Source organism: Streptomyces sp. NPDC046831, assembly GCF_040645305.1.
Classification (GTDB): domain Bacteria; phylum Actinomycetota; class Actinomycetes; order Streptomycetales; family Streptomycetaceae; genus Streptomyces.
Genome location: NZ_JBEYXZ010000021.1, coordinates 52,877 through 77,871, shown reverse-complemented (window position 1 = coordinate 77,871; position 24,995 = coordinate 52,877). Strand labels below are relative to the sequence as shown.

17 protein-coding genes and 1 pseudogene are annotated in these 24,995 nt (G+C 73.5%); 12 read left to right on the top strand and 6 right to left on the bottom strand.

Features of this window, described 5'->3' with window-relative positions:
- Positions 1–10 precede the first annotated feature (10 nt).
- The 3 genes from nhaA to ABZ920_RS19175 form a co-directional block, all read right to left on the bottom strand.
- Entirely contained in the window at positions 11–1,486 is a 1,476-nt protein-coding gene (nhaA, locus tag ABZ920_RS19185; RefSeq protein WP_361505933.1) for a Na+/H+ antiporter NhaA, read from the bottom strand.
- A 189-nt stretch (positions 1,487–1,675) separates the two neighbouring features.
- A complete protein-coding gene (gene acs / locus ABZ920_RS19180) occupies positions 1,676–3,631 on the bottom strand; it encodes an acetate--CoA ligase (protein ID WP_361505931.1) in 1,956 nt (651 codons plus the stop codon).
- A gap of 365 nt (positions 3,632–3,996) precedes the next feature.
- Entirely contained in the window at positions 3,997–6,354 is a 2,358-nt protein-coding gene (locus tag ABZ920_RS19175) for a SulP family inorganic anion transporter (protein WP_361505929.1), read from the bottom strand.
- A 341-nt stretch (positions 6,355–6,695) separates the two neighbouring features.
- Here ABZ920_RS19175 and ABZ920_RS19170 point away from each other — a divergent pair, with 341 nt between their 5' ends.
- Positions 6,696–7,955: a hypothetical protein gene (locus ABZ920_RS19170; RefSeq protein WP_361505926.1), complete on the top strand. Its 1,260-nt coding sequence runs from the start codon at positions 6,696–6,698 to the stop codon at positions 7,953–7,955.
- A 112-nt stretch (positions 7,956–8,067) separates the two neighbouring features.
- Here ABZ920_RS19170 and ABZ920_RS19165 read toward each other — a convergent pair whose 3' ends face one another.
- Positions 8,068–9,048 carry an ATP-binding protein gene (locus ABZ920_RS19165; protein ID WP_361505923.1) on the bottom strand — a complete coding sequence of 327 codons (981 nt, stop codon included), beginning with the start codon at positions 9,046–9,048 and terminating at the stop codon, positions 8,068–8,070.
- A gap of 144 nt (positions 9,049–9,192) precedes the next feature.
- Between ABZ920_RS19165 and ABZ920_RS19160 the strand changes: the two genes are divergently transcribed.
- Positions 9,193–10,056: an oxidoreductase gene (locus tag ABZ920_RS19160; RefSeq protein ID WP_361505920.1), complete on the top strand. Its 864-nt coding sequence runs from the start codon at positions 9,193–9,195 to the stop codon at positions 10,054–10,056.
- Between the two features lie 418 nt (positions 10,057–10,474).
- Here the strand turns inward: ABZ920_RS19160 and ABZ920_RS19155 are convergent, their stop codons facing one another.
- Complete coding sequence (locus ABZ920_RS19155; RefSeq protein ID WP_361505917.1) at positions 10,475–11,308, bottom strand: HAD-IB family hydrolase; 834 nt, start codon at positions 11,306–11,308, stop codon at positions 10,475–10,477.
- A gap of 579 nt (positions 11,309–11,887) precedes the next feature.
- Here ABZ920_RS19155 and ssd point away from each other — a divergent pair.
- From ssd to ABZ920_RS19120, 7 genes and pseudogenes are all read left to right on the top strand, one after another.
- Positions 11,888–12,991: a septum site-determining protein Ssd gene (ssd, locus tag ABZ920_RS19150; protein WP_361505915.1), complete on the top strand. Its 1,104-nt coding sequence runs from the start codon at positions 11,888–11,890 to the stop codon at positions 12,989–12,991.
- Positions 12,992–13,602: 611 nt separating this feature from the next.
- The gene (locus tag ABZ920_RS19145) at positions 13,603–14,775 is read left to right on the top strand and encodes a TadA family conjugal transfer-associated ATPase (RefSeq protein WP_361505912.1); all 1,173 of its coding nucleotides are present in this window, start codon (positions 13,603–13,605) and stop codon (positions 14,773–14,775) included.
- Entirely contained in the window at positions 14,768–15,640 is an 873-nt protein-coding gene (locus ABZ920_RS19140) for a type II secretion system F family protein (protein ID WP_361506058.1), read from the top strand. Before ABZ920_RS19145 ends, ABZ920_RS19140 begins: the two co-directional genes overlap by 8 nt.
- A 350-nt stretch (positions 15,641–15,990) precedes the next feature.
- Entirely contained in the window at positions 15,991–16,722 is a 732-nt protein-coding gene (locus ABZ920_RS19135) for a type II secretion system F family protein (RefSeq protein ID WP_361506055.1), read from the top strand.
- Positions 16,723–16,852: 130 nt separating this feature from the next.
- Positions 16,853–17,044, top strand: coding sequence for a DUF4244 domain-containing protein (locus ABZ920_RS19130; RefSeq protein WP_361505909.1), 192 nt, complete (start codon positions 16,853–16,855; stop codon positions 17,042–17,044).
- Positions 17,031–17,396 (top strand): TadE family type IV pilus minor pilin, encoded by a 366-nt coding sequence (locus tag ABZ920_RS19125; RefSeq protein ID WP_361505906.1) that lies wholly within the window; start codon positions 17,031–17,033, stop codon positions 17,394–17,396. Before ABZ920_RS19130 ends, ABZ920_RS19125 begins: the two co-directional genes overlap by 14 nt.
- Positions 17,397–17,473: 77 nt before the next feature.
- Positions 17,474–17,788, top strand: a pseudogene (locus ABZ920_RS19120) (Rv3654c family TadE-like protein); the annotation flags it as partial.
- A gap of 345 nt (positions 17,789–18,133) precedes the next feature.
- Here the strand turns inward: ABZ920_RS19120 and ABZ920_RS19115 are convergent.
- Positions 18,134–20,704: a DEAD/DEAH box helicase gene (locus tag ABZ920_RS19115; RefSeq protein WP_361505903.1), complete on the bottom strand. Its 2,571-nt coding sequence runs from the start codon at positions 20,702–20,704 to the stop codon at positions 18,134–18,136.
- 80 nt (positions 20,705–20,784) lie between these two features.
- Between ABZ920_RS19115 and bldG the strand changes: the two genes are divergently transcribed.
- The 3 genes from bldG (at position 20,785) to ABZ920_RS19100 (ending at position 24,897) form a co-directional block, all read left to right on the top strand.
- The gene (bldG, locus tag ABZ920_RS19110; protein ID WP_010986038.1) at positions 20,785–21,126 is read left to right on the top strand and encodes an anti-sigma factor antagonist BldG; all 342 of its coding nucleotides are present in this window, start codon (positions 20,785–20,787) and stop codon (positions 21,124–21,126) included.
- A gap of 105 nt (positions 21,127–21,231) precedes the next feature.
- A complete protein-coding gene (locus ABZ920_RS19105) occupies positions 21,232–21,654 on the top strand; it encodes an ATP-binding protein (RefSeq protein ID WP_361505901.1) in 423 nt (140 codons plus the stop codon).
- 777 nt (positions 21,655–22,431) lie between these two features.
- On the top strand, positions 22,432–24,897 hold the full coding sequence (locus ABZ920_RS19100; RefSeq protein ID WP_361505898.1) for a sodium-translocating pyrophosphatase: 2,466 nt from the start codon (positions 22,432–22,434) through the stop codon (positions 24,895–24,897).
- The last annotated feature ends 98 nt before the right edge of the window (positions 24,898–24,995 follow it).

Genomic DNA, 24,995 nt, shown 5'->3' with positions numbered 1-24,995 from the left:
TCCCGTCAGATCATGCCGGACCGTGGTTCTCCTCGCCTGCCCCGCCCGGTACTTCGGCAAGCCGTCTCTCCCGTTCGGCGGCCCTGACCGCGGCGAGGTGGCGGTGCTCGGCGGCCTTCCGCTCGTGGATCTCGGCCATCCGCAGGTGGTACGCGGGATCGTCCTCCTCGTAGACGTCGGGGACGCCGTCGAGGTCCTCGTCCCGGTTCTCGGCCTCGCAGATCCGGCGGTAGTGGGCGTTGCGCAGCTTCAGCAGGACCGTGGCCAGCGTCGCGGCGATCAGGGAGCCGGTCAGGACGGCGGCCTTGACCTCGTCCGTCATCACCGCGTCGCCCTCGAACGCCAGCTCGCCGATGAGCAGCGAGACGGTGAAGCCGATCCCGGCGAGCGTGGCCACCGCGAACAGGTCGGCCCAGGCCAGGTCCTCGCCGAGCGAGGCCCGGGTGAAGCGCGCGGTGAGCCAGGTGCCGCCGAAGACGCCGACCGTCTTGCCGACGACGAGACCCAGGACCACGCCGAGCGTCTCGGGCCTGGTGAACACGTCGGACAGCGCGTCGCCGGAGAGGGGGACGCCGGCGCTGAAGAGCGCGAAGAGCGGCACCGCGAGGCCCGCCGACAGCGGCCGTACGAGGCGCTCGACGCGCTCGCCGGGGGAGTGCTCCTCCGGGCGCGGCCCGTCCGGCCCGGCGACCTCGCGCGGGGTGCAGCGCAGCATCAGGCCCATGGCGACACCGGCGATGGTGGCGTGGATGCCGCTGGTGTACATCAGCCCCCAGACGACCACGGCCAGCGGGACGTACACGTACCAGCCGCGCACGCCCCTGCGCAGCAGCAGCCAGAAGACGGCCAGGCCGGCCACCGCCCCGCCGAGCGCGGCGAAGTCCAGCCGCTCGGTGAAGAAGACGGCGATGATCAGGATGGCGCACAGGTCGTCGACGACGGCGAGCGTCAGCAGGAAGGCGCGCAGGGCGCTCGGCAGCGAGGTGCCGATGACGGCGAGCACGGCGAGCGCGAACGCGATGTCGGTCGCCGTGGGCACCGCCCAGCCGGCGAGCGATCCGCCCGCGGCGGCGTTCGTGACCGCGTAGACGACGGCGGGGACCGCCATGCCGGCGAGCGCGGCGACCACCGGCAGGACGGCCGCCCTGGGATCGCGCAGGTCACCGGCGACCAGTTCGCGCTTGAGTTCGATGCCGGCGACGAAGAAGAAGATCGCGAGCAGTCCGTCGGCGGCCCAGTGCTCGACGGACAGCCGCAGGCCGAGGGCGGAAGGGCCGAAGGCGAAGTGGGAGACCGTCTCGTAGCTGTGATGCAGTCCGGGGACGTTGGCCCACAGCAGGGCGGCGACCGCGGCGACGAGCAGCAGCACCCCGCCGACGGTCTCGGTGCGCAGCGCGTCCGCGACGAACGTCCGCTCGGGCAGGGACAGGCGTCCGAGAGCCCTGCGGGCGGCGTTGGGGGTGGGGGTGGGGGTGGGGGTGGTCACGTCGGAGACCTCCGGTCGGTGGGCAGCACGCATCGCATGCCGACCAGACTTCCCGGCGCACCCTTGGACGATCTTCTCGTATGACGTTGTTCCCGGTTCACCCGGGAGGAGCCGGCGCTGCCCCGTGATCCTCGGGGTGGACACGGGAGGGGGCACCCGGCGGTCACCGGGTGCCCCCTCGCCCCGTGCTCAGTCCTGGCTGGACGACGACGGGAGCTTGGACTGGATGAGGTCCATGACCGTCGAGTCGGTCAGCGTCGTGACGTCACCGAGCTGCCGGTTCTCCGCCACGTCCCGCAGCAGGCGGCGCATGATCTTGCCGGACCGGGTCTTCGGCAGCTCCGCCACCGGCAGGATCCGCTTCGGCTTGGCGATCGGGCCGAGCGTGCTGCCGACGTGGTTGCGCAGTTCGGCGACCAGTTCCTCGGTCTCCGCGGCCGTGCCGCGCAGGATCACGAAGGCGACGATGGCCTGGCCGGTGGTCTCGTCCACGGCGCCGACGACGGCGGCCTCGGCCACCGACGGGTGCGACACCAGCGCGGACTCGACCTCGGTGGTGGAGATGTTGTGGCCGGACACCAGCATCACGTCGTCGACGCGCCCGAGGAGCCAGATGTCGCCGTCCTCGTCCTTCTTGGCGCCGTCACCGGCGAAGTACCGGCCCTCGAAACGGGACCAGTAGGTGTCGATGAAGCGCTGGTCGTCGCCCCAGATGGTGCGCAGCATCGACGGCCACGGCTCGGTGAGCACCAGGTAGCCGCCACCGCCGTCGGGCACCTCGTTGGCCTCGTCGTCGAGGACCGTCGCCGCGATGCCGGGCAGCGGACGCTGGGCCGAGCCGGGCTTGGCCTCGGTGACGCCGGGCAGCGGCGAGATCATCATCGCGCCGGTCTCCGTCTGCCACCAGGTGTCGACGACCGGGGTGCGGTCGGCGCCGATGTTCTTGCGGTACCAGACCCACGCCTCGGGGTTGATCGGCTCGCCGACCGAGCCCAGGACGCGCAGCGAGGACAGGTCGAACTTCGCGGGGATGTCGTCGCCCCACTTCATGAACGTCCGGATCGCCGTCGGCGCGGTGTAGAGGACGGTCACGCCGTACTTCTGCACGATCTCCCAGAACCGCCCCTGGTGCGGGGTGTCGGGCGTGCCCTCGTACATCACCTGCGTCGCGCCGTTGGCCAGCGGGCCGTACACGATGTACGAGTGCCCGGTGACCCAGCCGACGTCGGCGGTGCACCAGTAGACGTCGGTCTCCGGCTTCAGGTCGAAGACGGCCCAGTGGGTGTAGGCCACCTGCGTGAGGTAGCCGCCGGAGGTGTGCAGGATGCCCTTCGGCTTTCCCGTCGTGCCGGAGGTGTACAGGATGAACAGCGGGTGCTCCGCGTCGAACGCCTCGGGCGTGTGCTCGGCGGACTGCCGGTCGACGAGCTCGTGCCACCAAATGTCCCGGCCCTCGGTCCAGGCGACCTCCTGGCCGGTGCGGCGGACGACGAGCACGTGCTCGACGTTGTCCACGCGCTCGACCGCCTCGTCGACGGCCGGCTTCAGCGCGGACGGCTTGCCGCGGCGGTAGCCGCCGTCGGAGGTGATGACGACCCGGGCGTCGGCGTCCTGGATGCGGGTGGCGAGCGCGTCGGCGGAGAAGCCGCCGAAGACCACGGAGTGCGCGGCGCCGATCCGGGCGCAGGCCAGCATCGCGATCGCCGTCTCCGCGATCATCGGCATGTAGATCGCGACCCGGTCGCCCTTGCGCACGCCGAGCTCCAGCAGCGCGTTGGCGGCCCTGGACACCTCGTCCTTGAGTTCGGCGTAGGTGATGGCGCGGCTGTCGCCGGGCTCGCCCTCGAAGTGGATCGCGACGCGGTCGCCGTGACCGGCCTCCACGTGCCGGTCGACGCAGTTGTACGCCACGTTCAGCGTGCCGTCCTTGAACCACTTGGCGAACGGCGGGTTCGACCAGTCGAGGGTCTCGGTGGGCTCCTCGGCCCAGGTCAGGCGGCGGGCCTGCTCGGCCCAGAAGCCGAGCCTGTCAGCCTTGGCCTTTTCGTACGCCTCTGCCGTGACGTTGGCGTTCGCGGCCAGGTCAGCGGGCGGCGCGAAGCGTCGCTCCTCCTTCAAGAGGTTGGCCAGGCTTTCGTTGCTCACGACATCTCCCTTTCTCAGGGTGTCCGTTGTGTCCCGGCCACAGCTCATCAGACCCGGGGGCCCGATGACAAGGGTCGACGGGAAATTGGTTTAGACCTCTGCGGGGTCGTGAACACGGCGTTCACGGGCGTACCGGTGCCCGTGAGCGGCGCGTGCGTCGGCTCCGACGGTCGGTGTCATCCGTTCCCACGGACGGCGGGCCGCCCCAGTTCAGCATGCCCGCCGGCCGGCCCGGCGGGCGCCGCGCGCGTCCGGGCGTGTCGCCGGGGTGCGCGCGGCGGGCGGACGGCGCCGCCGTGCGTCGCACGGGCGGCGCACGCTCCGGCTCGTCCGCACGGGCCACCGGCACGGGCGCACCGGAGCCCTCAGGCCGGGCTGGGCAGGCCCTCAGCCGCCTCCACGTCGGTGAACACCTCCTGGCCGTCCTCCGCCCCCGCCAGCAGGTAGGCCTGCGCCTCGCCCACGTGGAAGTACATGCCGTGCAGCTCCAGCGTCCCGGCCCGCAGGGCCCGTGCCACCGAGTCGTGGGCGCGCAGATGCTCCAGCTGCTGCACGACGTTGGTCAGGCACAGCTGCTCGACCTCGTCGGCCGGCGGGCGCCCCGACAGGCGGGGCCGGGGGCGGCCGTCGTCGGCCAGCCGCTCCAGACTGGGCCGCCCGTGCCGCAGCCAGCGTCCGAGCGGTGACCGGGGCTGCTCGTGAGCCGAGCCGAGCAGCGCCTGCATGGCCCCGCACCCGGAGTGCCCGCACACCGTGACCGACCGGATCCGCAGCACGTCCACGGCGTACTCGATCGCCGCCGCCACCGAGTCGTCGCCGCTCTCCTCGCCGGCCGGCGGCACGAGGTTGCCCACGTTCCGCACGACGAAGAGGTCGCCCGGGCCGCTGGAGGTGATCATCGACGTCACCAGCCGCGAGTCGGCGCAGGTGAGGAAGAGCTGGGAGGGCTGCTGGCCCTCTCGCGCCAGTCGCGCGAGCTCGTCCCGCACGAGCGGCGCGGTGTTGCGGTGGAACGCGCTGATGCCGCGCGCCAGTGCCTGCCCGCTCGGACCCGAGACGGCCGGCCCGGGCGCGTCCGTGCCGCCCTCGGGCGCCGCCGGCAGCGGGCGTCCGCACTGGTGGTTGCGCCAGGGCGTCCACGGCCGGCAACGGCAGCCGCCGGAGTCGGCCGGCTCGGCGAGGCGCACTCCGGCCCGGCGGCCGGTCAGTTCGACGGAGCCGCCCTGCGCGGTGTGCGTCCGGCGCCAGTCCTGCAGCGACTCGTAGGCCGCGTGGTCCATGAACGAGCCGTCCAGCGCCACGACGACGTCGGCGCCCTGGGGGACGTGGTGCAGGACCCGGCTGAGCCGCGGCACCGCGAGGAAGGTCAACTGCCCGCGGACGTGGACGTGATGGACTCCTTCCCTCTCCTCGTGGGTGATGCGGGTGTGGGCGAGGCGGTTCAGGGCGACGCCGACGGCCACGGCGACGCCCAGGGCGACGCCCTCCAGGACGCCGAAGGCCACCACGCCGAGGGTCGTGACCGCGTAGACCAGCACCTCCCGGTGCCGGGTCACCGTGCGGATGTGGTGCAGGGACACCATCTGAATGCCGACGGCCATCACCAGGGCGGCGAGCGAGGCGAGCGGGATGAACTCCAGGACCGGCACCAGCAGCAGCGTGGCGACGGCCACCAGAGCGCCGTGCAGCATCGTGGAGTTGCGGCTCACGGCGCCCGCGCGGACGTTCGCCGTACTGCGGACGGCCACCCCCGCCACCGGCAGCCCGCCCAGCGACCCGGACACGACGTTGGCGGCGCCCTGCCCGAGCAGTTCCCGGTCCAGGTCGGAGCGCCCGACGCCGGCGGCCGGCGCGGCACGGCCGGCGGCCAGCTTGTCCACGGCGACGGCGCCGAGCAGCGACTGCACGCTGCACACCAGCGTGGTGGTGAGGACGGCGGTGACAAGGCCGAGCGCCGGTCCTTCGGGCAGGCCGGCCAGGGCGTGGCTGCTCCACGACGGCAGGTCGACCCGGGGCAGGGTCAGCCCCAGGAGCGATGCGGCGGCGGTGGCCCCGGAGACCGCCACGAGCGCGGCCGGCACCTTGGTCAGGAGCCGTCCGGTCCGTCCGGGAAGCCGCGGCCAGAGCAGCAGCAGGGCCAGGGTCAGCACGCTCACGGACACGGAGTCGAGGTGCAGCCCGGCCAACTGGGCGGGCAGGGCACGCAGGTTGTCGATCACGGCACTCTGCGGACTGCCGCCGAGGACGATGTGGAGCTGGGCGACGGCGATGGTGACGCCGATGCCGGCCAGCATCCCGTGTACCACGGCGGGACTCACCGCCAGTGCCGAGCGCGCCACCCGCAGGCAGCCGAGCCCGAGTTGGGCGAGCCCCGCGAGGACGGTGATGGCGCACGTCGTACGCCATCCGTAACGGTGGATCAGGTCGGCGGTGACGACCGTGAGGCCGGCGGCGGGGCCGCTGACCTGGAGCGGGGAGCCGCCGAGCCGGCCGGCGACCAGTCCGCCCACGGCGGCGGCGACGAGGCCGGCCTGGAGCGGGGCGCCGGTGGCGAGGGCGATGCCGAGGGACAGGGGCAGGGCGATCAGGAAGACCGCGATGGCGGCGGACACGTCGGCGCCCGCGACGCGGAAGCGGCGGCGGCCGGGCGGCGCGCCATCGGGCTGGTGGGGGCGCTGGTGCCGGGGCGAGTCGGCGGCGCGGGTCGGAACGCAGGCTGACATGGTTCCCGTCTCCTCCGGGGCGGCGCGGTCGCGGAACAGGTGGTCCCCGCGGTGTGGCGGGGTCGGGTCGCGGCCGTGGGTCACGGCGTGCAGCGGCGGGATGGATCAACTGAATCAACGCTCGGTAAAACGATCGTAATGCCGAGTAAAGGCCATGCATGGATTATCGGCGCGAATGGGGCATCGCTTCACCTCGACGAGTGAAGCGATCGTTTTGTCGGCTTGTCGTACTAATTCCTGCTCCGCCCCGTGCGACGTTGACGGCGCTGCCGGTCAGCCCCGGCACCCCCAGCAGACGCCGTCTCGGCGTTGGACGAGAGAAGGAAGAAGGTGGGCGGAGCATGGCCGCCACCCAGAGGTTCGCCGTCGGCGCCGTCGTCGCCGCGGCCTGCGCCTCGTCGCTCGCCGGGTGCGCGAGCGGCACCGACGGTTCCCCACAGGCAGTGCACGGACCCCAGAACGCCCCCCAGGCGCCGAGGGGCATCGTCCGCCTGATCGGCGACGGCTCCACCGCCTACACCGGAGCGCAGCCGAACCTGCCCAGACCGGAGCGGCTGCGGCCCGGTCAGAAACCCCCGCAGTTCGTGGTCTTCTCCTGGGACGGCGCGGGGGAGGACAGCCAGAAGCTCTTCTCCCGCTTCCGCGAGGTCGCAAAAGCCAACAACGCCACGATGACGTACTTCCTCAGCGGCGTGTACCTGCTGCCCGAGGACAGGCGCGACCTCTACCAGCCGCCCCAGCACACCGCGGGCAGCTCCGAGATCGGCTTCAACGACGAGAAGGGCATCGCCGACACCGTCGAACAGCTGCGCCTGGCGTGGCTGGAGGGCAACGAGATCGGCACCCACTTCAACGGCCATTTCTGCGGCGAGAACGGCGGGGTCGGCCAGTGGTCGGTCGAGGACTGGAAGAGCGAGATCGCGCAGGCCAAGGAATTCGTGAAGCGTTGGAAGACCAACACCGGCATGAAGAGCGCGGCTCCGCTGCCCTTCGACTACGACAAGGAGCTCGTCGGCGCCCGCACGCCCTGCCTCGAGGGCCGGCAGAACTTCCTGCGGGCGGCCGCTGAACTGGGCTTCCGCTACGACACCAGCGGCGTCAACAACCAGGTGTGGCCCGGGAAGAAGGAGGGCCTGTGGGACCTGTCGATGCAGCTGGTGCCCTTCCCCGGCCGCACCTTCGAACAGCTCACCATGGACTACAACTTCATGGTCAACCAGTCCGGCACCAAGACCCAGGGCGACCCCGCGAAGTTCGGCCAGTGGGGTGACCAGATGCGGGACGGCCTGCTCAGGGGCTTCTACCGCGCCTACGACGGCAACCGGGCGCCGTTGATCATCGGCAACCACTTCGAGTCCTGGAACGGCGGCACCTACATGCGGGCCGTCGAGGAGGTCGTGAAGGAGGTGTGCAACAAGCCCGACGTGCGCTGCGTCTCCTTCCGGCAGCTGGCCGACTGGCTGGACGCCCAGGACCCGCAGACGCTGGAGAGACTGCGCGGCCTGGGGGTCGGTGAGGCCCCGAAGCAGGGCTGGGCGTCCTTCCTGCCGGACGGCCCCGCCCCGGCGCCCAAGGGGGTCCCCGGGGCGCCCAGGCCCTGAGTGCGCCACCCGGGTACGGCCGGGTCCGCGGGCGGTCCGGCGCCGCTGGGGCGCCGCGCCGGACGCCGCGGCCCGTCCGGACCGGTCGGGGGCCGGGCCCGGGCGGCCGTCGTCAGACGGAGGCGGTGACGCCCTCGCCGAGGACGAAACCGGGGTCTACCTGCGCCGCCAGGTCGGCCCCGGTGCGCTCGTTGCCCCAGGAGGCGGCGTTCTTCAGGTGGAAGTGCACCATCTGGCGGGTGTAGTGCTCCCAGTCGCGCAGCTCGTAGGTCGCGTCGGCGGCGACCTGGAGGGTCCGCAGGGCGCGGCGGTTGGCGTCCTCCAGGCGGGGGAACCGGGGCGGCCGGCCCTTCTCCAGGGCGCGCACCCAGTCCGAGTGCCCGACCGTCACCAGCAGGTCCTCGCCGACCTCGGCGCGGAGGAAGTCGACGTCGTCCTGGCCCTGCACCTTGTTGCCGACGACCCTGAGGATCACGCCGAAGTCGCGGGCGTACTGCTTGTACTGGCGGTAGACGGAGACCCCCTTCCGGGTCGGCTCGGCGACGAGGAACGTGATGTCGAAGCGGGTGAACATCCCGGAGGCGAAGGAGTCCGAACCCGCCGTCATGTCCACCACGACGTACTCGTCGCGGCCGTCCACCAGGTGGTTGAGGAACAGCTCCACCGCTCCTGTCTTGGAGTGGTAGCAGGCGACCCCCAGGTCGGCCTCCGTGAAGGAGCCGGTGACCATCAAACGGACGGGGCCGCCGTCGAGTTCCACCTCGCGCGCGCAGGCCTCGTACACCGGGTTGCCCTCCCGGACCCGCAGCAGCCGCGAGCCCTCCCCGGGCGGGGTGGTCTTGATCATCGTCTCCGCGGAGGCGATGCGCGGGTTGGTGCCGCGCAGCCAGTCCTTGATCATCGGCAGCCGGTCGCCCATCGCGGGCAGTGCGGCGGCCTCAGCCTCCTCGAGGCCGAGGGCGGCTCCGAGGTGCTGGTTGATGTCGGCGTCGACCGCGACGACCGGTGCGCCGGCCGCGGCCAGATGGCGGATGAACAGGGACGACAGAGTGGTCTTGCCGCTGCCGCCCTTCCCGACGAAAGCAATTTTCATGTTCACCAACAGTAGTGGAGGCGTCGCGTGAAGTGACCGACCGTGGCGAAAGACCACTCCTTCGTGAGGCAGGGCGCCGGAAGCGGGCGTGGGCGTCCGGGGGAGGGGTCCGCGTGCCGGGTGCGGGCGCGTAGGGTCGTACTCATGAGTACGACAGGCGGGACCGCTGATCCTTCCCCGGGCTCTCGCGCGGGCTCACGCAAGGAGGACCCCCTTGCGGCGCTGGGCTCGCTGCCCGGTGTGGCCGAGTCCGTGGAGTCCGTTCGCAAGGCCGTGGACCGGGTCTACGGCCACCGGATCATGCGGCGTCGGAGCAACGAGATCACCTCCGAGGCGGCGCTGCGCGGCGCCCGCGGCTCCGCGGCGCTGTCCGGCGCCGACTGGGCCCTCGAAGAGGTGCGCCGGCGCACCGACTTCAGCGGTGACGGCGAGGCGCGCGCGATGGGCGCGGCGCTGCGGCTCACGGCCGAGGCGGGGCAGTTGCTGTCCATCTGGCGGCAGTCGCCGCTGCGGGTCCTGGCCCGGCTGCACCTGGTGGCCGCGGCCGGTGAGGCGGACGCGGTCGGACGTCCGCGCCTGGACGGCGAGCAGGCCGACGAGCCGCTGATCGAACTGCCGTTGCCGGGCGCGGCCGAGGTCTCCGGGCGGCTGGAGGGCCTGTCGGAACTGATCCTCGCGGGCAGTTCGGCGCCCGCGCTGGTCATGGCGGCCGTCGTGCACGGCGAGATCCTGGCCCTGCGTCCCTTCACCTCCCACAACGGCCTGGTCGCGCGCGCGGCCGAGCGCGTCGTACTGGTGGGCAGCGGTCTGGACCCGAAGTCGGTCTGCCCGGCGGAGGTCGGCCACGCCGAACTCGGCCGCGCGGCCTACCGGAAGGCGCTCGACGGCTACGTCTCCGGCACCCCGCAGGGCATGGCCGCCTGGATCGCCCACTGCGGCCGCGCCGTGGAACTCGGCGCGCGCGAGTCCACGGCGGTGTGCGAGGCGCTGCAGCGCGGCGCGGCGTGACCTGCGCGAAGGGCGCTGCGTGGAAGGGCGCTGCGTGAGCTGCGCGAAGGGCGCTGCGTGAGCTGCGCAGAGATGCGGCGGTACGAGTTCTCGTACCGCCGCTGGCATGATCACCGAGTTACCAGGCGTCCTCGATATGTCGCCCATCAGGTCGGGATCGATGCCCGTCACCTGGTGCGGCTGGCCCGTAATCGACGGGTCGACGTCGCGTGGGTGCCCGATGTTCACGCTCGGTCCGTGGGGCCTGATGCGTCTTGAAGGTGATCCTCTCGGATGTCCCTCCGGTCTCGCGGGCCGTTGACTCCTTTGTACTGCACGGGCGGAGCAAGGGGAACCCCTGCCTGCACTTCTTTACTTTCTGGTGCGAAGTGGCAGGAAAAGGATGGTGAGGGGGCGGCCGACCGGCCTGACGGCCGGTCTACAGCACCGCGCCCCGGCGCCGGCTCGCGTACCAGACGAGCCCCGCGGTGGCCGCCGCCGCGCCTATCGCCGCGACCGCCACGAGGGCGGGCCGCGGCGGCACGGAGAAGGCGGGCAGCCGCTGCTTGAGCCGCACCGGCCGGTGGAAGTCCAGGACCGGCCAGCCGCGGGTGAGCGCCTCGCGCCGCAGCGCGCGGTCCGGGTTGACGGCGTGCGGGTGGCCGACCGACTCCAGCATGGGCAGGTCGGTCGCCGAGTCGCTGTAGGCGTAGCAGCGGCCGAGGTCGTAGCCCTCCGACTCGGCCAGCTCCCGGATCGCCTCGGCCTTCGTCGGACCGTAGGCGTAGTACTCCACCTCGCCGGTGAAGCAGCCGTCCTCGCCCACCACCATCCGGGTGGCGACGACGCGGTCGGCTCCCAGCAGTTCGCCGATCGGCTCGACCACCTCGGCGCCGGACGTGGACACGATGACGACGTCGCGTCCGGCCGTGTGGTGCTCCTCGATGAGGGACGCGGCCTCGTCGTAGATGATCGGGTCGATCAGGTCGTGCAGCGTCTCGGCGACGATCTCCTTGACCTGCTGCACGTTCCAGCCACGGCACAGCGCGGACAGGTACGCGCGCATGCGTTCCATCTGGTCGTGGTCGGCGCCGCCGGCCAGGAACACGAACTGCGCGTAAGCGGTGCGCAGGACGGCCCTTCGGTTGATCAGTCCGCCTTGGTAGAAGGACTTGCTGAAGGTGAGCGTGCTCGACTTCGCAATGACCGTCTTGTCCAGGTCGAAGAAGGCCGCCGTACGGGGCGAGGAGTGGTTTTCCACGCCCCTGAGCATAGGGGCAGCCCATTCGGCGTAAGGTGGGCGTGTGGGTTTGCCTGAGAGGGCTCTCGGGTACACCATGGAAGTCACGGATCGTTCGCGACCGTGCTAACCCGGTCCGACTCCTCCCCCCCCGAGTCGGCCGTGGAGACGACCCCCGCTCTCCCCCCCGGCGGGGGTCGTCGCATGTCCGGACACATTTCCCCTCCCGCCTGTGCGGCCGCGCCCCGTTGTGCGACGGCCGTGGACGCCGCCTGCCTCCTGACCCTCGATGGTCACGGTGGGTAGTCGATGTGCTGCTCTGTGGATACCAGTGGCGAGTGGTCCGGGGGTCACCGGTATGGGTGATGGCGATATTCACAGCCTTGGGGTTGTCCACAGATTTCGACCAAGATCCGCATGATTTCCCGCAGCGCTGCACGGTGATTCCTGCGCGCTCCGCTTCCGGCGACTTTTCAGCCGCTTCCCGATTGCCGGGCGCGTATGGCCGATTCGTATCGGCCGTCCATATGAAGGCCGCTTGCCGGTTCTTCACATGGTCGTGATTCGCGGGGCCGCAGGGGCCGTGCGAGCCGAGCAGCGAAGGGGGAGCCCGTGCCCGGGACCGTCACACACGACCCACCGCCCGCCGCCGGAGGCCGGCAGGGCGGACCGCTGATCGTCACGGAGGACACCGAACTCCTCGACGACCTGCTGCGCCTGTGCGCGGCGGCGGGCGCCACACCCGAGGTCCATCACGGGGTGCCCGAACGCAGAGGCGCCTGGGAGGCCGCGCCGCTGGTCCTGGTCGGGGACGACGCCGCGCGCCGGGTGCGCGGCGCCGTGCGCCGGAACGGCGTGGTGCTCGTCGGCCGCGACCAGGACGACTCCGGGGTCTGGCGGCGTGCCGTGGAGATCGGCGCCGACCACGTGCTGGTGCTGCCCGACGGCGAGCAGTGGCTGGTCGACCGCATCGCCGACGTCGCCGAGGGCGTCGGCAGGCCCGCGCTCACCGTCGGCGTCATCGGCGGCCGCGGCGGCGCCGGGGCGTCCACACTGGCCTGCGCGCTCGCCGTCACCGCCGCCCGCGAGGGGCTGCGCACTCTGCTCGTGGACGCGGACCCGCTCGGCGGCGGCCTGGACGTCCTGCTCGGCGGGGAGGCGGCCGAGGGGCTGCGCTGGCCCGCGTTCGCCGCCTCGCGCGGGAGGGTCGGCGGCGGCGCCCTGGAGGAGTCGCTGCCCGAACTGCACGGGCTGCGGGTGCTCAGCTGGGACCGCGGCGACTGCGTCGCCGTCCCGCCCCAGGCCGTCCGGGCGGTGCTGGCCGCCGCCCGCCGGCGCGGCGGTGCGGTGGTGGTGGACCTGCCGCGCCGTGTCGACGAGGGGATCGCCGAGGTCCTCGCCCAACTCGACGTCGGACTGCTCGTGGTGCCGGCGGAGCTGCGCGCCGTCGCGGCGGCCGGGCGGGTGGCCTCCGCGGTCGGGATGGTCCTGCGCGACCTGCGGGTGGCGGTGCGCGGGCCGTACACGCCGGGACTGGACGACCGTGAGGTGGCCCGGCTGCTGGGGCTGCCGCTGGCCGGCGAGGTGCCCGTGGAGTCCGGGCTGCGGCGCTCGGGAGACGGGGGGAGGCCACCCGGCGCCGCCGCGCGCGGACCGCTGGCCCGGTTCTGCACGGCGTTCTGGGAGCGGGCGCTGACCGAGGCGGGTGCCGCATGAAGGCGCCGGCCGGACCGGCCCGCGCCGGGGAGCCCGCGTGGCGGGGTGGCCGTGGGTACGGGGCTGCGGGGCCCGGGTCGCCGGGCCGTCCCGGAACCGGACCTGCGGGTCCCCGCTCGGCGGACGACTCCGGGGGCGGGGCTGTGGGACATGGGCCGTCGGGCGACCCCCGGAACGATGCGGGGCCCGGGTGGCCTGGCGGCCCTGGAGGTGGGTCTGCGGGGTCCGAGGGGGCGGGTGGCTCGGGCGGTGGGCCTGTGGGATCGGGGTGGTGGGGTGGCTCAGGCGGCCGGTCCATGGGGACTGGGTGGCCGGGCGGCCCTGGAGGTGGGTCCGCAGAATCCGAGGGGGCGGGTGGCTCGGGCGGTGGGTCTGTGGGGCTTGGATCGACCGGTGGCCCGGCGAACGGGACGGCGGGATCAGGGTGGTCGGGCGGGCGGGGAGTCGGGCCGGTGCCGGCCGGGTGGTCCGGTGGGCGTGGTGAGGGGGCCGCGGGGCCCGGCCCGGCGGGCAGCCGTGGGAACGGGACTGCTGTCTTCCGTACGCCGGTGGGCGCCGGAAACGGACCCGTGCGGCCTGAATGGGCCGGGCCCGGGTCCGCCGGGCCGGGGATGCGCGCCGATCTGCTCGACGGCGTGCGGCGCCGGCTCGCCGAGAGCGGGGCCGATCCGACGCCCGCCCGGGTGGCCCAGGCGCTGCGGGAGCAGGGGCGCGTGCTGGGTGACGCGGAGGTGCTCTGGGCGGCCGAGCAGCTGCGGTCCGAGCTGATCGGCAGCGGGCCGCTGGAGCCGTTGCTCGCCGATCCCTCGGTGACCGACGTCCTGGTGTCGGCCCCGGACCAGGTGTGGGTGGACCGGGGCGGCGGCCTGGAGCGGACCACCGTCGTCTTCCCCGACGCGGCGGCCGTGCGACGCCTTGCGCAACGCCTGGCCGCGGTGGCCGGACGACGGCTCGACGACGCCCGGCCGTGGGCCGACGCGCGGCTGCCCGACGGCACCCGGCTGCACGCGGTGCTGCCTCCCGTCGCCGTCGGCTGCACCTGCCTGTCCCTGCGGGTGGTCCGGCCGCGCGCGTTCACGCTGGAGGAACTGGTCGCGGCGGGCACGGTTCCGCCGGGTGGCGACCGGGTGCTGCGCGCGCTGATGGAGGCGCGGGTGTCCTTCCTGGTCAGCGGCGGGACCGGCACCGGCAAGACGACGCTGCTCAGTGCGCTGCTGGGGCTGGCCGGACCGGGCGAGCGGATCGTGCTCGCCGAGGACTCCGCGGAACTGCGGCCCGACCACCCCCATGTCGTCCGGCTGGAGACCAGACCGGCCAACCAGGAGGGCGCGGGCCTGGTCACCCTGGAGGACCTGGTGCGGCAGGCGCTGCGCATGCGGCCGGACCGGCTGGTCGTCGGCGAGGTGCGCGGCGGTGAGGTCGTCCATCTGCTGGCCGCGCTGAACACGGGCCACGAGGGCGGCTGCGGCACCGTGCACGCCAACGCGGCCGCGGACGTCCCCGCCCGCCTGGAGGCGCTGGGAACGGCCGGCGGCCTGGACCGGGCCGCGCTGCACAGCCAGCTCGCGGCCGCCCTGTCGGTGGTGCTGCACCTGGTGCGCGACCGCTCGGGACGCCGTCGGATCGCCGAGGTGCGGGTGCTGGAGCGGGACGCGTCCGGACTGGTGCGCACGGTGCCGGCGCTGCGCTGGGGCGCGGAGTCGTTCGTGCGGGAGCGGGGCTGGGAGCGGCTGCGGGAGCTCCTTGATGCCGGATCCGAAGGCGGCGGTGAGCGCGATGGGTGACCTGTCCTGGGGCCGGCTGCTCCTGGCGGCGGCGGTGGGTTGTGCCGGGGCGGTGCTCTGGCTGGGCGGCGGGCACGGTGCGGCGCGGCGGACCCGGCTGCTGTGCGCAGGCGGCGGGTCGGTGGCCACCGGGCCGCCCTGGCGGGACCGGGTCCCCGGCGCGCTGCGGTGGGTTCGCGGGCGGTGCGGGGCGGAGTGGTGGGCGCCGGCCGCCGGGCTGGTCCTGGCAGTGCTGGGCGCCTCGGTGCTGCCGGCCGTGGCGGGGGTGGCCGGTGTGCCGTGGCTGCGCCGGGCACGGCTCGCGCGGGCGGCGCGACGGGAGGCGGAGCGGCGCGTGGACGCGGTGATCGCGCTGTGCGGGGCGCTCGCCGGGCAGGTGAGGGCCGGCCGGCAACCGGGTGAGGCGCTGCGGCACGCGGCCCGGGACGCGGGCGGCCTCGGGGACGGGCAGGCGGCGGTGCTGGCTGCGGCCCGGTTCGGCGGGGACGTGCCCGGTGCGCTCGCGGCGGCCGCCCGGCAGCCGGGAGCCGAAGGACTGCTGGGCCTGGCCGCCTGCTGGCGGGTCGCCGTGGACCAGGGCGCGGGCCTGGCGGCCGGACTGGACCGGCTGGAGGCGGCGCTGCGGGCGGAACGGGACCAGCGTGCCGATCTGCGCGCCCAACTGGCGGGCGCCCGGGCCACGGCGGTGATGCTCGCGGGCCTGCCCGCATTGGGCCTGCTGCTCGGCACGGCCATGGGAGCCGATCCTCTGCGCGTGCTGCTGCACACGGGAGCGGGGCTGGGCTGCCTGGTGGTCGGAGGGGTGCTGGAGGGCGCGGGCCTGTGGTGGGCCCTGGCGGTCGTACGGAGGGCGGAGGCGGCATGAGTGCGGAGTTTGTCCACAGGCTGGGGACGATGCTGGGCCTGCTGCTCGCCCTGGGGCTGCCGGCACGCTGGCTGGCGGCGGCCCGCCGGGAGCGCAGAGCGCGGCGCCGGCTGGGCGGCCTGCTGTTGCCGGGGGTGCCGGCGGGGGCGGAATCCCTCCCGGACGGGAGGCCGGTGACGGCCGCGGCGCGAGGGGTGACGACGGGCGCGGCGGCCGGGACGCGGCCGGGCTCGGCGGGCGTGGTGCCCGCCGTGGGGCGGACGTCGGCGGACGGGGCGGTACCGGGCCCGGGGCGGGCATCGGCGGCAGAGACGCCACGGGCCGGGGCGGGGCCGGGCACGTGGCCATGGCTGCGAGCCGGGGCGAGACGGACCGGGTCGGCGCCGGGTGCCGCGCCGGGGGCGAGCGGACGGCCGACGAGGCCCGCGCGTGGCGGGCCGTGCCCGGGGGCGTGGGGCCGGGCGCGGTCCGGTGCCCGGAGATGGCTGTCCGCGGCAGGGGCGGTGGGCACCGGATGGGTGCTCGTCGGCGGGTTCCTCGGGGTCGCGCTCGGGTTGGCCGCCGCGGCCGGGCTGAGGTGGTGGAGTCTGCGCCGGACGGCAGCCGGCGCCGGGGAAGCACGCGACGCGGCCGAGGCCGCCCGGATGCTTCCGCTCGCCGCCGACCTGCTGGCGGCGTGCATCGCGGCCGGTGCCGGCCCGGTGATCGCCGCCCAGGCCGTCGGCGAGGCGCTGGCGGGGCCCGTCGGGGACGGGCTGGCCAGGGGAGCCGCGGAGGTACGGCTCGGCGGTGAACCGGCCGAAGCCTGGCGGCGGCTGGCCTCGCTGCCGGGCGCCGAAGCGCTGGCGCGGCTGCTGCAGCGCGCGGACGAGTCCGGGCTCCCCGCGGCCGGTCCGGTGGCGAGATTCGCCGCCGACGCCCGCGCCGACCGGGCGCGCGCCGCGACGGCCCGCGCCCGCCGCGCGGCCGTCCTGGTCACCGCGCCGGTGGGGCTGTGCTTCCTGCCCGCCTTCGTCGCGGTCGGCGTGCTGCCCGTGGTGATCGGCCTGGCGGGTGGGGTGCTGCGAGGAGGGGGTGGCTGAGTGGGCTGATCGGGACGGGACGAGCCGGGGAGAGACCGGCCGCGCACGACGGTGACAAATCCGCGACGACGAGTGTCGACGGACGCACCGGCAGACGGATCGACCGAAACGAGACCTCAGGGGAGTTCAGATGTACAGGAAGGTGGGGGCACGGCTGCGTGCCCTGCTGCGCCGCGACGCGGGAATGGTCACGTCCGAGTACGCGATGGGCATCATCGCGGCGGTGGCGTTCGCCGTGCTGCTGTACGAGGTGGTGACGAGCGGACAGGTCAAGACGGAACTGCAGAACATCGTGAAGCGAGCGCTCAGTGCCCGGACATGAACGCCGGGCAGACAGCGGCTTCGTGACGGCGGAGGCGGCCACGGCCCTGCCCGTGCTGGTACTGGTCGTCACGACGCTGGTGTGGGGTCTGCTGGTCGTACTCGCGCAGATCCAGTGCGTGGACGCGGCCCGGGTGGGTGCCCGGGCCGCCGCCCGCCAGGACCCGGACAGCGCCGTCACGCGGGTGGCACGCGAGGCTGCGCCGCATGGGGCGAGGGTCACGGTGACCAGGGGCGGAGGACACGTCCGGGTGGTCGTCGAGGCCACCCCGCCGGGGATGGGCGTCCTGCCCTTCGAACTGCGGGAGGAAGCGGTGGCGGACGCAGAGGAGACGGTGGGGGCCGGGCGATGAAGGGCTCCGTCGGGAAGGGTGCAACCCCGGGAGGCCGTCCGGAGGCGGCCACGGCCGGCGCGAGGCAGCGCTTCACGGACCGCGGTTCCGCCACCGTCTGGAGTGTCGGCGCGATCGCCGTGCTGTGTGTGGTGTTCGGCGTCGGGCTGGCCCTCGGGCAGGCCGTGGTGACCCGGCACCGTGCGGCCGGCGCCGCCGATCTCGCGGCGCTCGCGGCGGCGGACCACTGGGCGGAGGGCGGCGCCGCGGCCTGCGCCCGGGCGGACCGGGTGGCGTGGGCGCAGGGGACGCGGCTCCTCCGGTGCGCCGTCGTGGGGGAGACCTCGGACGTCACGGCGGTGTCGGACAGGGGGCCGTTCTCGGCGGAGGTGAGGGCACGGGCCGGTCCACCGGATCCGCTTCCGCCGCCCGGCCCACCCGACCCACCCGGGCCGCTGTCGGCTGGCTCATCGGGTTCGTTTCCGCCCGGCCCACCGGGACTGCTGCCGGCTGGCTCATCGGTCCCGCCTTCACCCGGCTCCCCGGGGTCGCTGGCGCCTCCGTCACCGGGTCCACCTCCGCCCGCGCCGCCTCCGTAGGACAGCCGGCCACGGACATCACCCTGGAGGGGGTGTGCACTCAGAGGCCGACGGTCGGCACCGTCCCTCGCCGGCTGACCTGCGTTCCGCCCGCGCCCGCCGGCGCACGCCGTCCCCGGTGGCCGTCCGCCGGTGCGGCGGCGCCCGGCGTCGCCGTCCTCAGCGCCCGCTCCTCTCGGCAGCCCCGGTGACGCCCTCCGCGCGAGCCTCCGCCTCCTGGCCCTCCGTCTTCTGGCCCTCCGACTTCTGCTGTTCCTTCGTCCCGTCGGCTTCGTCCCTCTCCTGCGGCGCCCCCTTCAGCAGCACCGTCAGCAGACGCACCGCCCCTCGCTTGTGCAGCGGGTCGTTGCCGTTGCCGCACTTGGGGGACTGGATGCAGGACGGGCAGCCGGAGTCGCACTCGCAGGAGGCGATGGCCTCGCGAGTGGCGCTGAGCCAGGCCCGCGCGGTGTGGAAGGCACGCTCGGCGAAGCCCGCGCCGCCGGGGTGGCCGTCGTAGACGAACACCGTCGGCAGGAGCGTGTCGGGATGGAGCGGAACGGAGACACCGCCGATGTCCCAGCGGTCGCAGGTCGCGAACAGCGGCAGCATGCCGATGGACGCGTGCTCGGCGGCGTGCAGGGAGCCGCCGAGGATCTCCGGGTTGATCCGGGCCTCGTCCAGCTGGTCCTCGGTGACCGTCCACCACACCGCGCGCGTGCGCAGCGTCCGGGGAGGGAGGTCGAGCTTCGTCTCGCCCAGCACCTCACCGGTGATGACCCGCCGGCGCAGGAAGGAGACCACCTGGTTGGTGACCTCGACGGAGCCGTAGCACAGGCGGCCGTCGCCCCACGGGATCTCGACATCCGTCTCCAGGACGGAGATCGCCGTCGTGTCGCGGGCGACCGTGGTGTACGGCGGGCTGGCCTCCTCCACCAGTGCGACCGAGTCGTCCAGGTCGAGGTGGCGCACCAGGTACGTACGGCCCTGGTGCAGGTGGACCGCGCCCTCGTGCACCGTCGCGTGCGCGGCGCCCTCGTCGACCGTGCCGAGCAGCCGCCCCGTGCCGGCCTCGACGATCTGCACCGGGCGCCCGCCCTCGCCCCGGATGTCGGTGAGGTCCGCGGCCCGCTCGCGGCGGGTCCAGTGCCAGGCCTTCGTGCGGCGGCGCAGCAGCTTCGCGGCCTCCAGCTGCGGCAGCAGCTCCTTGCTGGCCGGCCCGAACAGCTCGACGTCCTCGTCCGTCAGCGGCAGCTCGGCGGCGGCCGCGCACAGGTGAGGGGCCAGGACGTACGGGTTGTCCGGGTCGAGGACGGTGGACTCCACCGGCTGGTCGAACAGGGCCTCGGGGTGGTGGACGAGGAAGGTGTCCAGCGGGTCGTCGCGGGCGACCAGCACCGCCAGGGCTCCCTGCCCGGCGCGGCCCGCCCGGCCCGCCTGCTGCCACAGCGACGCGCGGGTCCCCGGGTAACCGGCGATCACGACGGCGTCCAGGCCCGACACGTCGATGCCGAGTTCCAGGGCGGTCGTCGCGGCGAGGCCGAGGAGTTCGCCGGAGTGCAGGGCGCGTTCCAGAGCGCGGCGCTCCTCGGGGAGGTAGCCGCCGCGGTAGGCCGCCACGCGCCGGGCGAGCGACCGGTCGACCTCGCTCAGCCGCTCCTGGGCGATCACCGAGATCAGCTCGGCGCCGCGCCGGGAGCGGACGAAGGCGACCGAGCGCACGCCCTGCAGGGTCAGGTCCGTCAGCAGGTCGGCCGTCTCGGCGGTGGCGGTGCGGCGGACGGGTGCGCCCCGCTCGCCGTGGAGGTCGGTGAGCGGCGGCTCCCACAACGCGAACACCAGTTCACCGCGCGGCGAGGCGTCGTCGGCCACCTCGACGACGGGCAGGCCGGTCAGCCGGCGTGCCGCGACGGCGGGCTCCGCCGCGGTCGCCGAGGCCAGCAGGAAGACGGGCGAGGCGCCGTAGCGCGCGCACAGTCTGCGCAGGCGGCGCAGCACCTGGGCGACGTGCGAGCCGAAGACGCCCCGGTAGGTGTGGCACTCGTCGACGATCACGTACTTCAGCGCGCGCAGGAAGGACGACCAGCGGGGGTGCGAGGGCAGGATCCCGCGGTGCAGCATGTCCGGGTTGGTCAGCACGTAGGTGGCGTACTGGCGGATCCACTCCCGTTCCTCGAACGGGGTGTCGCCGTCGTACGCCGCCGCGCGCACGGCGGTGCCCAGAGGCTGGGACAACCCCTTCACCGCACGGCACTGGTCGGCCGCCAGGGCCTTGGTCGGGGCCAGGTACAGGGCGGTGGCGCCACGGCCGTTGGGGGCCTCGGAGCCGTCCAGCAGCGTCGACAGCACCGGGACGAGGTACGCCAGGGACTTGCCGGACGCCGTGCCCGTGGCGACCACCACCGAGTCCCCGTCCAGGGCGTGCTCCGCCGCGCGCGCCTGGTGCGCCCACGGATGTTCGACCCCGCAGGCCTGCACCGCCGCGACGACCTCGGAGCGAATCCGGTCGGGCCAGACGGCATGGCGGCCCGCACGCGGGGGCAAGTGCTCCGTATGAGTGATGCGCGTAGCCCGGCTCGGGCCCGAGGCGAGCCGGTCCAGGACCGTGCTCGGGGCCGGGCGGGACGCGCTGTCCGTCGGGGATCGATCGGATCGGTGATTCTTGGCCATCGGCACCGAGTGTGTCACCGGCATGACGGACAATGGAGCCAAGGCGTCGTGCACGCCTGCCGGTAAGTGATTGAATGCCATCGCGGCTGGCGAACCGTCCCGGGGGCTCTGCCGAGGTGTCCCGAGGGGCGACCGCTCGATAGCAAGGTGCTGGAGGATCCGTGGACCTGTCCCTGTCGACCCGTACCGTCGGCGATCGTACGGTCGTCGAGGTCGGTGGCGAAATCGACGTATATACCGCGCCCAAGCTGCGTGAGCAGCTGGTCGAGCTGGTGAACGACGGGAATTTCCACCTCGTCGTCGACATGGAGGGCGTGGACTTCCTCGACTCCACCGGGCTCGGCGTGCTGGTCGGCGGCCTGAAGCGCGTCCGTGCCCATGAGGGCTCACTGCGCCTGGTCTGCAACCAGGAGCGCATTCTCAAGATCTTCCGCATCACCGGCCTCACCAAGGTGTTCCCGATTCACACCTCGGTGGAGGAGGCGGTGGCGGCCACCGACTGACCACCGGCCTCGGGCCGGTGCCCGGGGAGGAAGAAGTTCAGGACGGGGTCCGGGCTGTCCGCGGCCCGGCCCCCGACAGCACGCCCACGGCTCCGAGGGGGATGCATGGCCACCGTTGAGCTCCGCTTCAGCGCGCTTCCCGAACACGTCCGCACTGCCCGTCTGGTGGCGGCGGCGGTGGCGCGCAGGGCCGGAGTGGACGAGGCCGTCCTCGACGAGGTCAGACTGGCTGTGGGCGAGGCCTGCTCCCGCGCCGTCGGACTCCACCGCAACGGCGGCATCTCGGCGCCGGTGAAGGTGATCCTGATCGAGGAGGAGAAACAGTTCTCCATCGAGGTCGGTGACGAGGCCCCGCACACGGCCGCCGGTGCCGGAGGCGCCCCGGGCGACGTGGAGGCCGAGGAGGACGAGATGGGCCTCGCGGTCATCAGCGGTCTCGTCGACGACATGGAGGTCTCGGCCGGGAAGGACGGCGGGCTGATCCGCATGACCTGGCCGACCACCCCGCCGACCGCCGTACTCGCCTAGTCGAGCCCCCGGCTCCCCCTGAGCCGACCCGGCTCTGCTCGCGCCGGTCGCTGTACATGCACAGTCGCCCCGGGTCTCTCATGAGTGGCTGACCCCGGCTCCCGTCGCAGCCCGATCTCCGTATCGCCCGCCCGAGCCCGGCGCTCGCCCGGAGCGGCCGCTTCTCTGAACCGGCCGAGCCCGGAGCCGGCCGCTTCGCTCACCCAGGCTGGCCCCCGCCTCCGCCTGGAGGGCGGCGCTCGCCCGGAGCCGGCCGCTTCGCTCACCCGAGCCGAGGCCCCGCCTCCGCCCAGAGGGCCGAGCTCGCCCGGAGCCGGCCGCTTCGCTCACCCGGCCGAGCCCCGCCTCCGCCCGGTGCCCGGCGCTCGCCCGGAGCCGCTCGCCTCACTCGACCGGCCGAGCCGCCCCCTGCGCTCGCCTGGACCGTCCCGAACGGGCTCCCGGCCCCGGCGTCGGCGCCCGCCTGAGCACAACCGCACCGGATTTCACCGAAGGGCCCTCCTCAGCAGGGGCCTTCGGCGTGTGCGGGTACCGTCGGCCGCGCTTACAGTGAGGCATGCAGCGAGTCGTGAATGACTTCACGATCAGCGATTGGACAATGGATCAAGCGTGAATGCTTTTGGGGCATTACCGCTTTCGGGTTCCGTGACCGGCCGGCGATCATTTGCCAAGACGCAGATGAAGGCCAATTCGATTTACCGTCCTCTGTTTTGATCAGGTTCCGGTACCTACAATCCGTCCACATCTTGAGCTCAGCCCAAGCGTCAAGGAGGACGAATGGCGGGGCTTTCTACCCCTCATCAGTGGGGCCACCCCACGACCCTCGCAGCCGCAGTGCTGACCGACGACAACCGGATCATCGTGGCGGTCATCGCGGCCGTCGCGCTCGCCGCCCTCGTGGTCGCGGGCGTCCTGGTGCGCCAGGTGCTCGCGGCGGGCGAGGGCACCGACAGCATGAAGCGGATCGCGGAGGCGGTGCAGGAAGGCGCGAAGGCCTATCTGGGCCGGCAGTTGCGCACGCTCGGCATATTCGCCGTCGCCGTGTTCTTCCTGCTTCTGCTGCTGCCCGCGGACGACTGGAATCAGCGCGCCGGACGGTCGGCCTTCTTCCTGATCGGTGCGGCGTTCTCGGCGGCGACCGGCTATTTCGGGATGTCGCTCGCCGTGCGCAGCAATGTGCGCGTCGCCGCGGCGGCCCGCGAGGCAGCGCAGGCCCCTCCGTCTCCCGCCGCCGTCAACGGGGTGAACGCGCATCCTTTGCCGGGTGAGCCGGTGCGGCGTGAGCCGGAAAAGGATCTCACCACCGTCTCGCACAAAGCGATGAAGATCGCTTTTCGCACGGGTGGCGTCGTCGGCATGATCACGGTGGGGCTCGGCCTGCTGGGCGCCTCCTGCGTGGTGCTGGTGTACGCGGCCGACGCGCCGAAGGTACTGGAGGGCTTCGGCCTCGGTGCCGCGCTGATCGCGATGTTCATGCGTGTCGGCGGCGGCATCTTCACCAAGGCCGCCGACGTCGGCGCCGACCTGGTCGGCAAGGTGGAGCAGGGCATCCCGGAGGACGATCCGCGCAATGCCGCGACCATCGCCGACAACGTGGGCGACAACGTCGGCGACTGCGCGGGCATGGCGGCCGACCTCTTCGAGTCCTACGCGGTGACCCTCGTCGCCGCGCTGATCCTGGGCACCGCGGCCTTCGGCAACCACGGACTGGCCTTCCCGCTGCTCGTGCCCGCGATCGGCGTGATCACCGCCATGATCGGCATCTTCGCGGTGGCGCCGCGCCGGGCCGACCGCAGTGGCATGAGCGCGATCAACCGTGGTTTCTTCATCTCCGCGGTGATCTCCCTGGTCCTGGTCGCGGCCGCGGCCTTCCTCTACCTGCCGTCGTCGTTCGCCGACCTCGACGGCGTGACCGACGCGGCGATCCTCGGCAAGGACGGGGACCCGCGCGTCCTGGCCCTCGTCGCGGTGGCGATCGGCATCCTGCTGGCCGCCGTGATCCAGCAGCTGACCGGCTACTTCACCGAGACCAGCCGGCGACCCGTCCGCGACATCGGCAAGACGTCGCTGACCGGCCCGGCCACCGTGATCCTCGCCGGCATCTCCGTCGGCCTGGAGTCGGCCGTCTACACCGCCCTGCTGATCGGCCTCAGCGTGTACGGGGCGTTCCTGCTCGGCGGTACGTCGATCATGCTGGCGCTGTTCGCGGTGGCGCTGGCCGGCACCGGACTGCTCACCACGGTCGGCGTGATCGTCGCCATGGACACCTTCGGGCCGGTCTCCGACAACGCGCAGGGCATCGCCGAGATGTCCGGCGACGTCGAGGGCGCGGGCGCCCAGGTGCTCACCAACCTCGACGCCGTCGGCAACACCACCAAGGCCATCACCAAGGGCATCGCCATCGCCACCGCCGTGCTGGCGGCGTCGGCGCTGTTCGGGTCGTACCGCGACGCGATCACCACCGGGGCGCAGGACGTCGGCGAGGCGCTGTCCGGAGCGGGCGCCCCGCTCAGCCTGATGATGGACATCTCGCAGCCCAACAACCTCGTCGGCCTCATCGCCGGCGCCGCGGTCGTCTTCCTCTTCTCGGGGCTGGCGATCAACGCGGTGTCGCGGTCGGCGGGCTCGGTGGTGTTCGAGGTCCGGCGGCAGTTCCGCGAGAAGCCCGGGATCATGAACCTCACCGAGAAGCCGGAGTACGGCAAGGTCGTCGACATCTGCACCAAGGACGCCCTGCGGGAACTCGCCACGCCCGGCCTGCTCGCCGTGATGGCGCCCATCTTCATCGGGTTCACACTCGGTGTCGGAGCGCTCGGCGCCTACCTCGCGGGCGCGATCGGCGCGGGCACGCTGATGGCGGTGTTCCTGGCCAACTCCGGCGGCGCCTGGGACAACGCCAAGAAACTCGTCGAGGACGGCCACCACGGCGGCAAGGGCGGCGAGGCCCACGCGGCCACGGTGATCGGCGACACCGTCGGCGACCCGTTCAAGGACACCGCCGGTCCCGCCATCAACCCCCTGCTGAAGGTGATGAACCTGGTCGCGCTGCTCATCGCGCCCGCCGTCATCAAGTTCAGCTACGGCCAGGACGCGAGCATCCCCGTGCGGATCGCGGTCGCCGTCGTGGCGCTGGCCGTCATCGTCGGCGCGGTCTACGTCTCCAAGCGGCGCGGGATCGCCGTGGGCGACGAGGGCGACGCCGAGCGGACGTCCGAGCCGGCCGACCCGGCGGTGGTGTCGTAGCCGGGATCCGGGGACCGTTCCACGGCGGGCGGGCGGCGCGTGCGAGGCGCCGCCCGCCCGCTGCGTGTGCGTGCGCGCCGCATTCGTGAGCCTTCTCT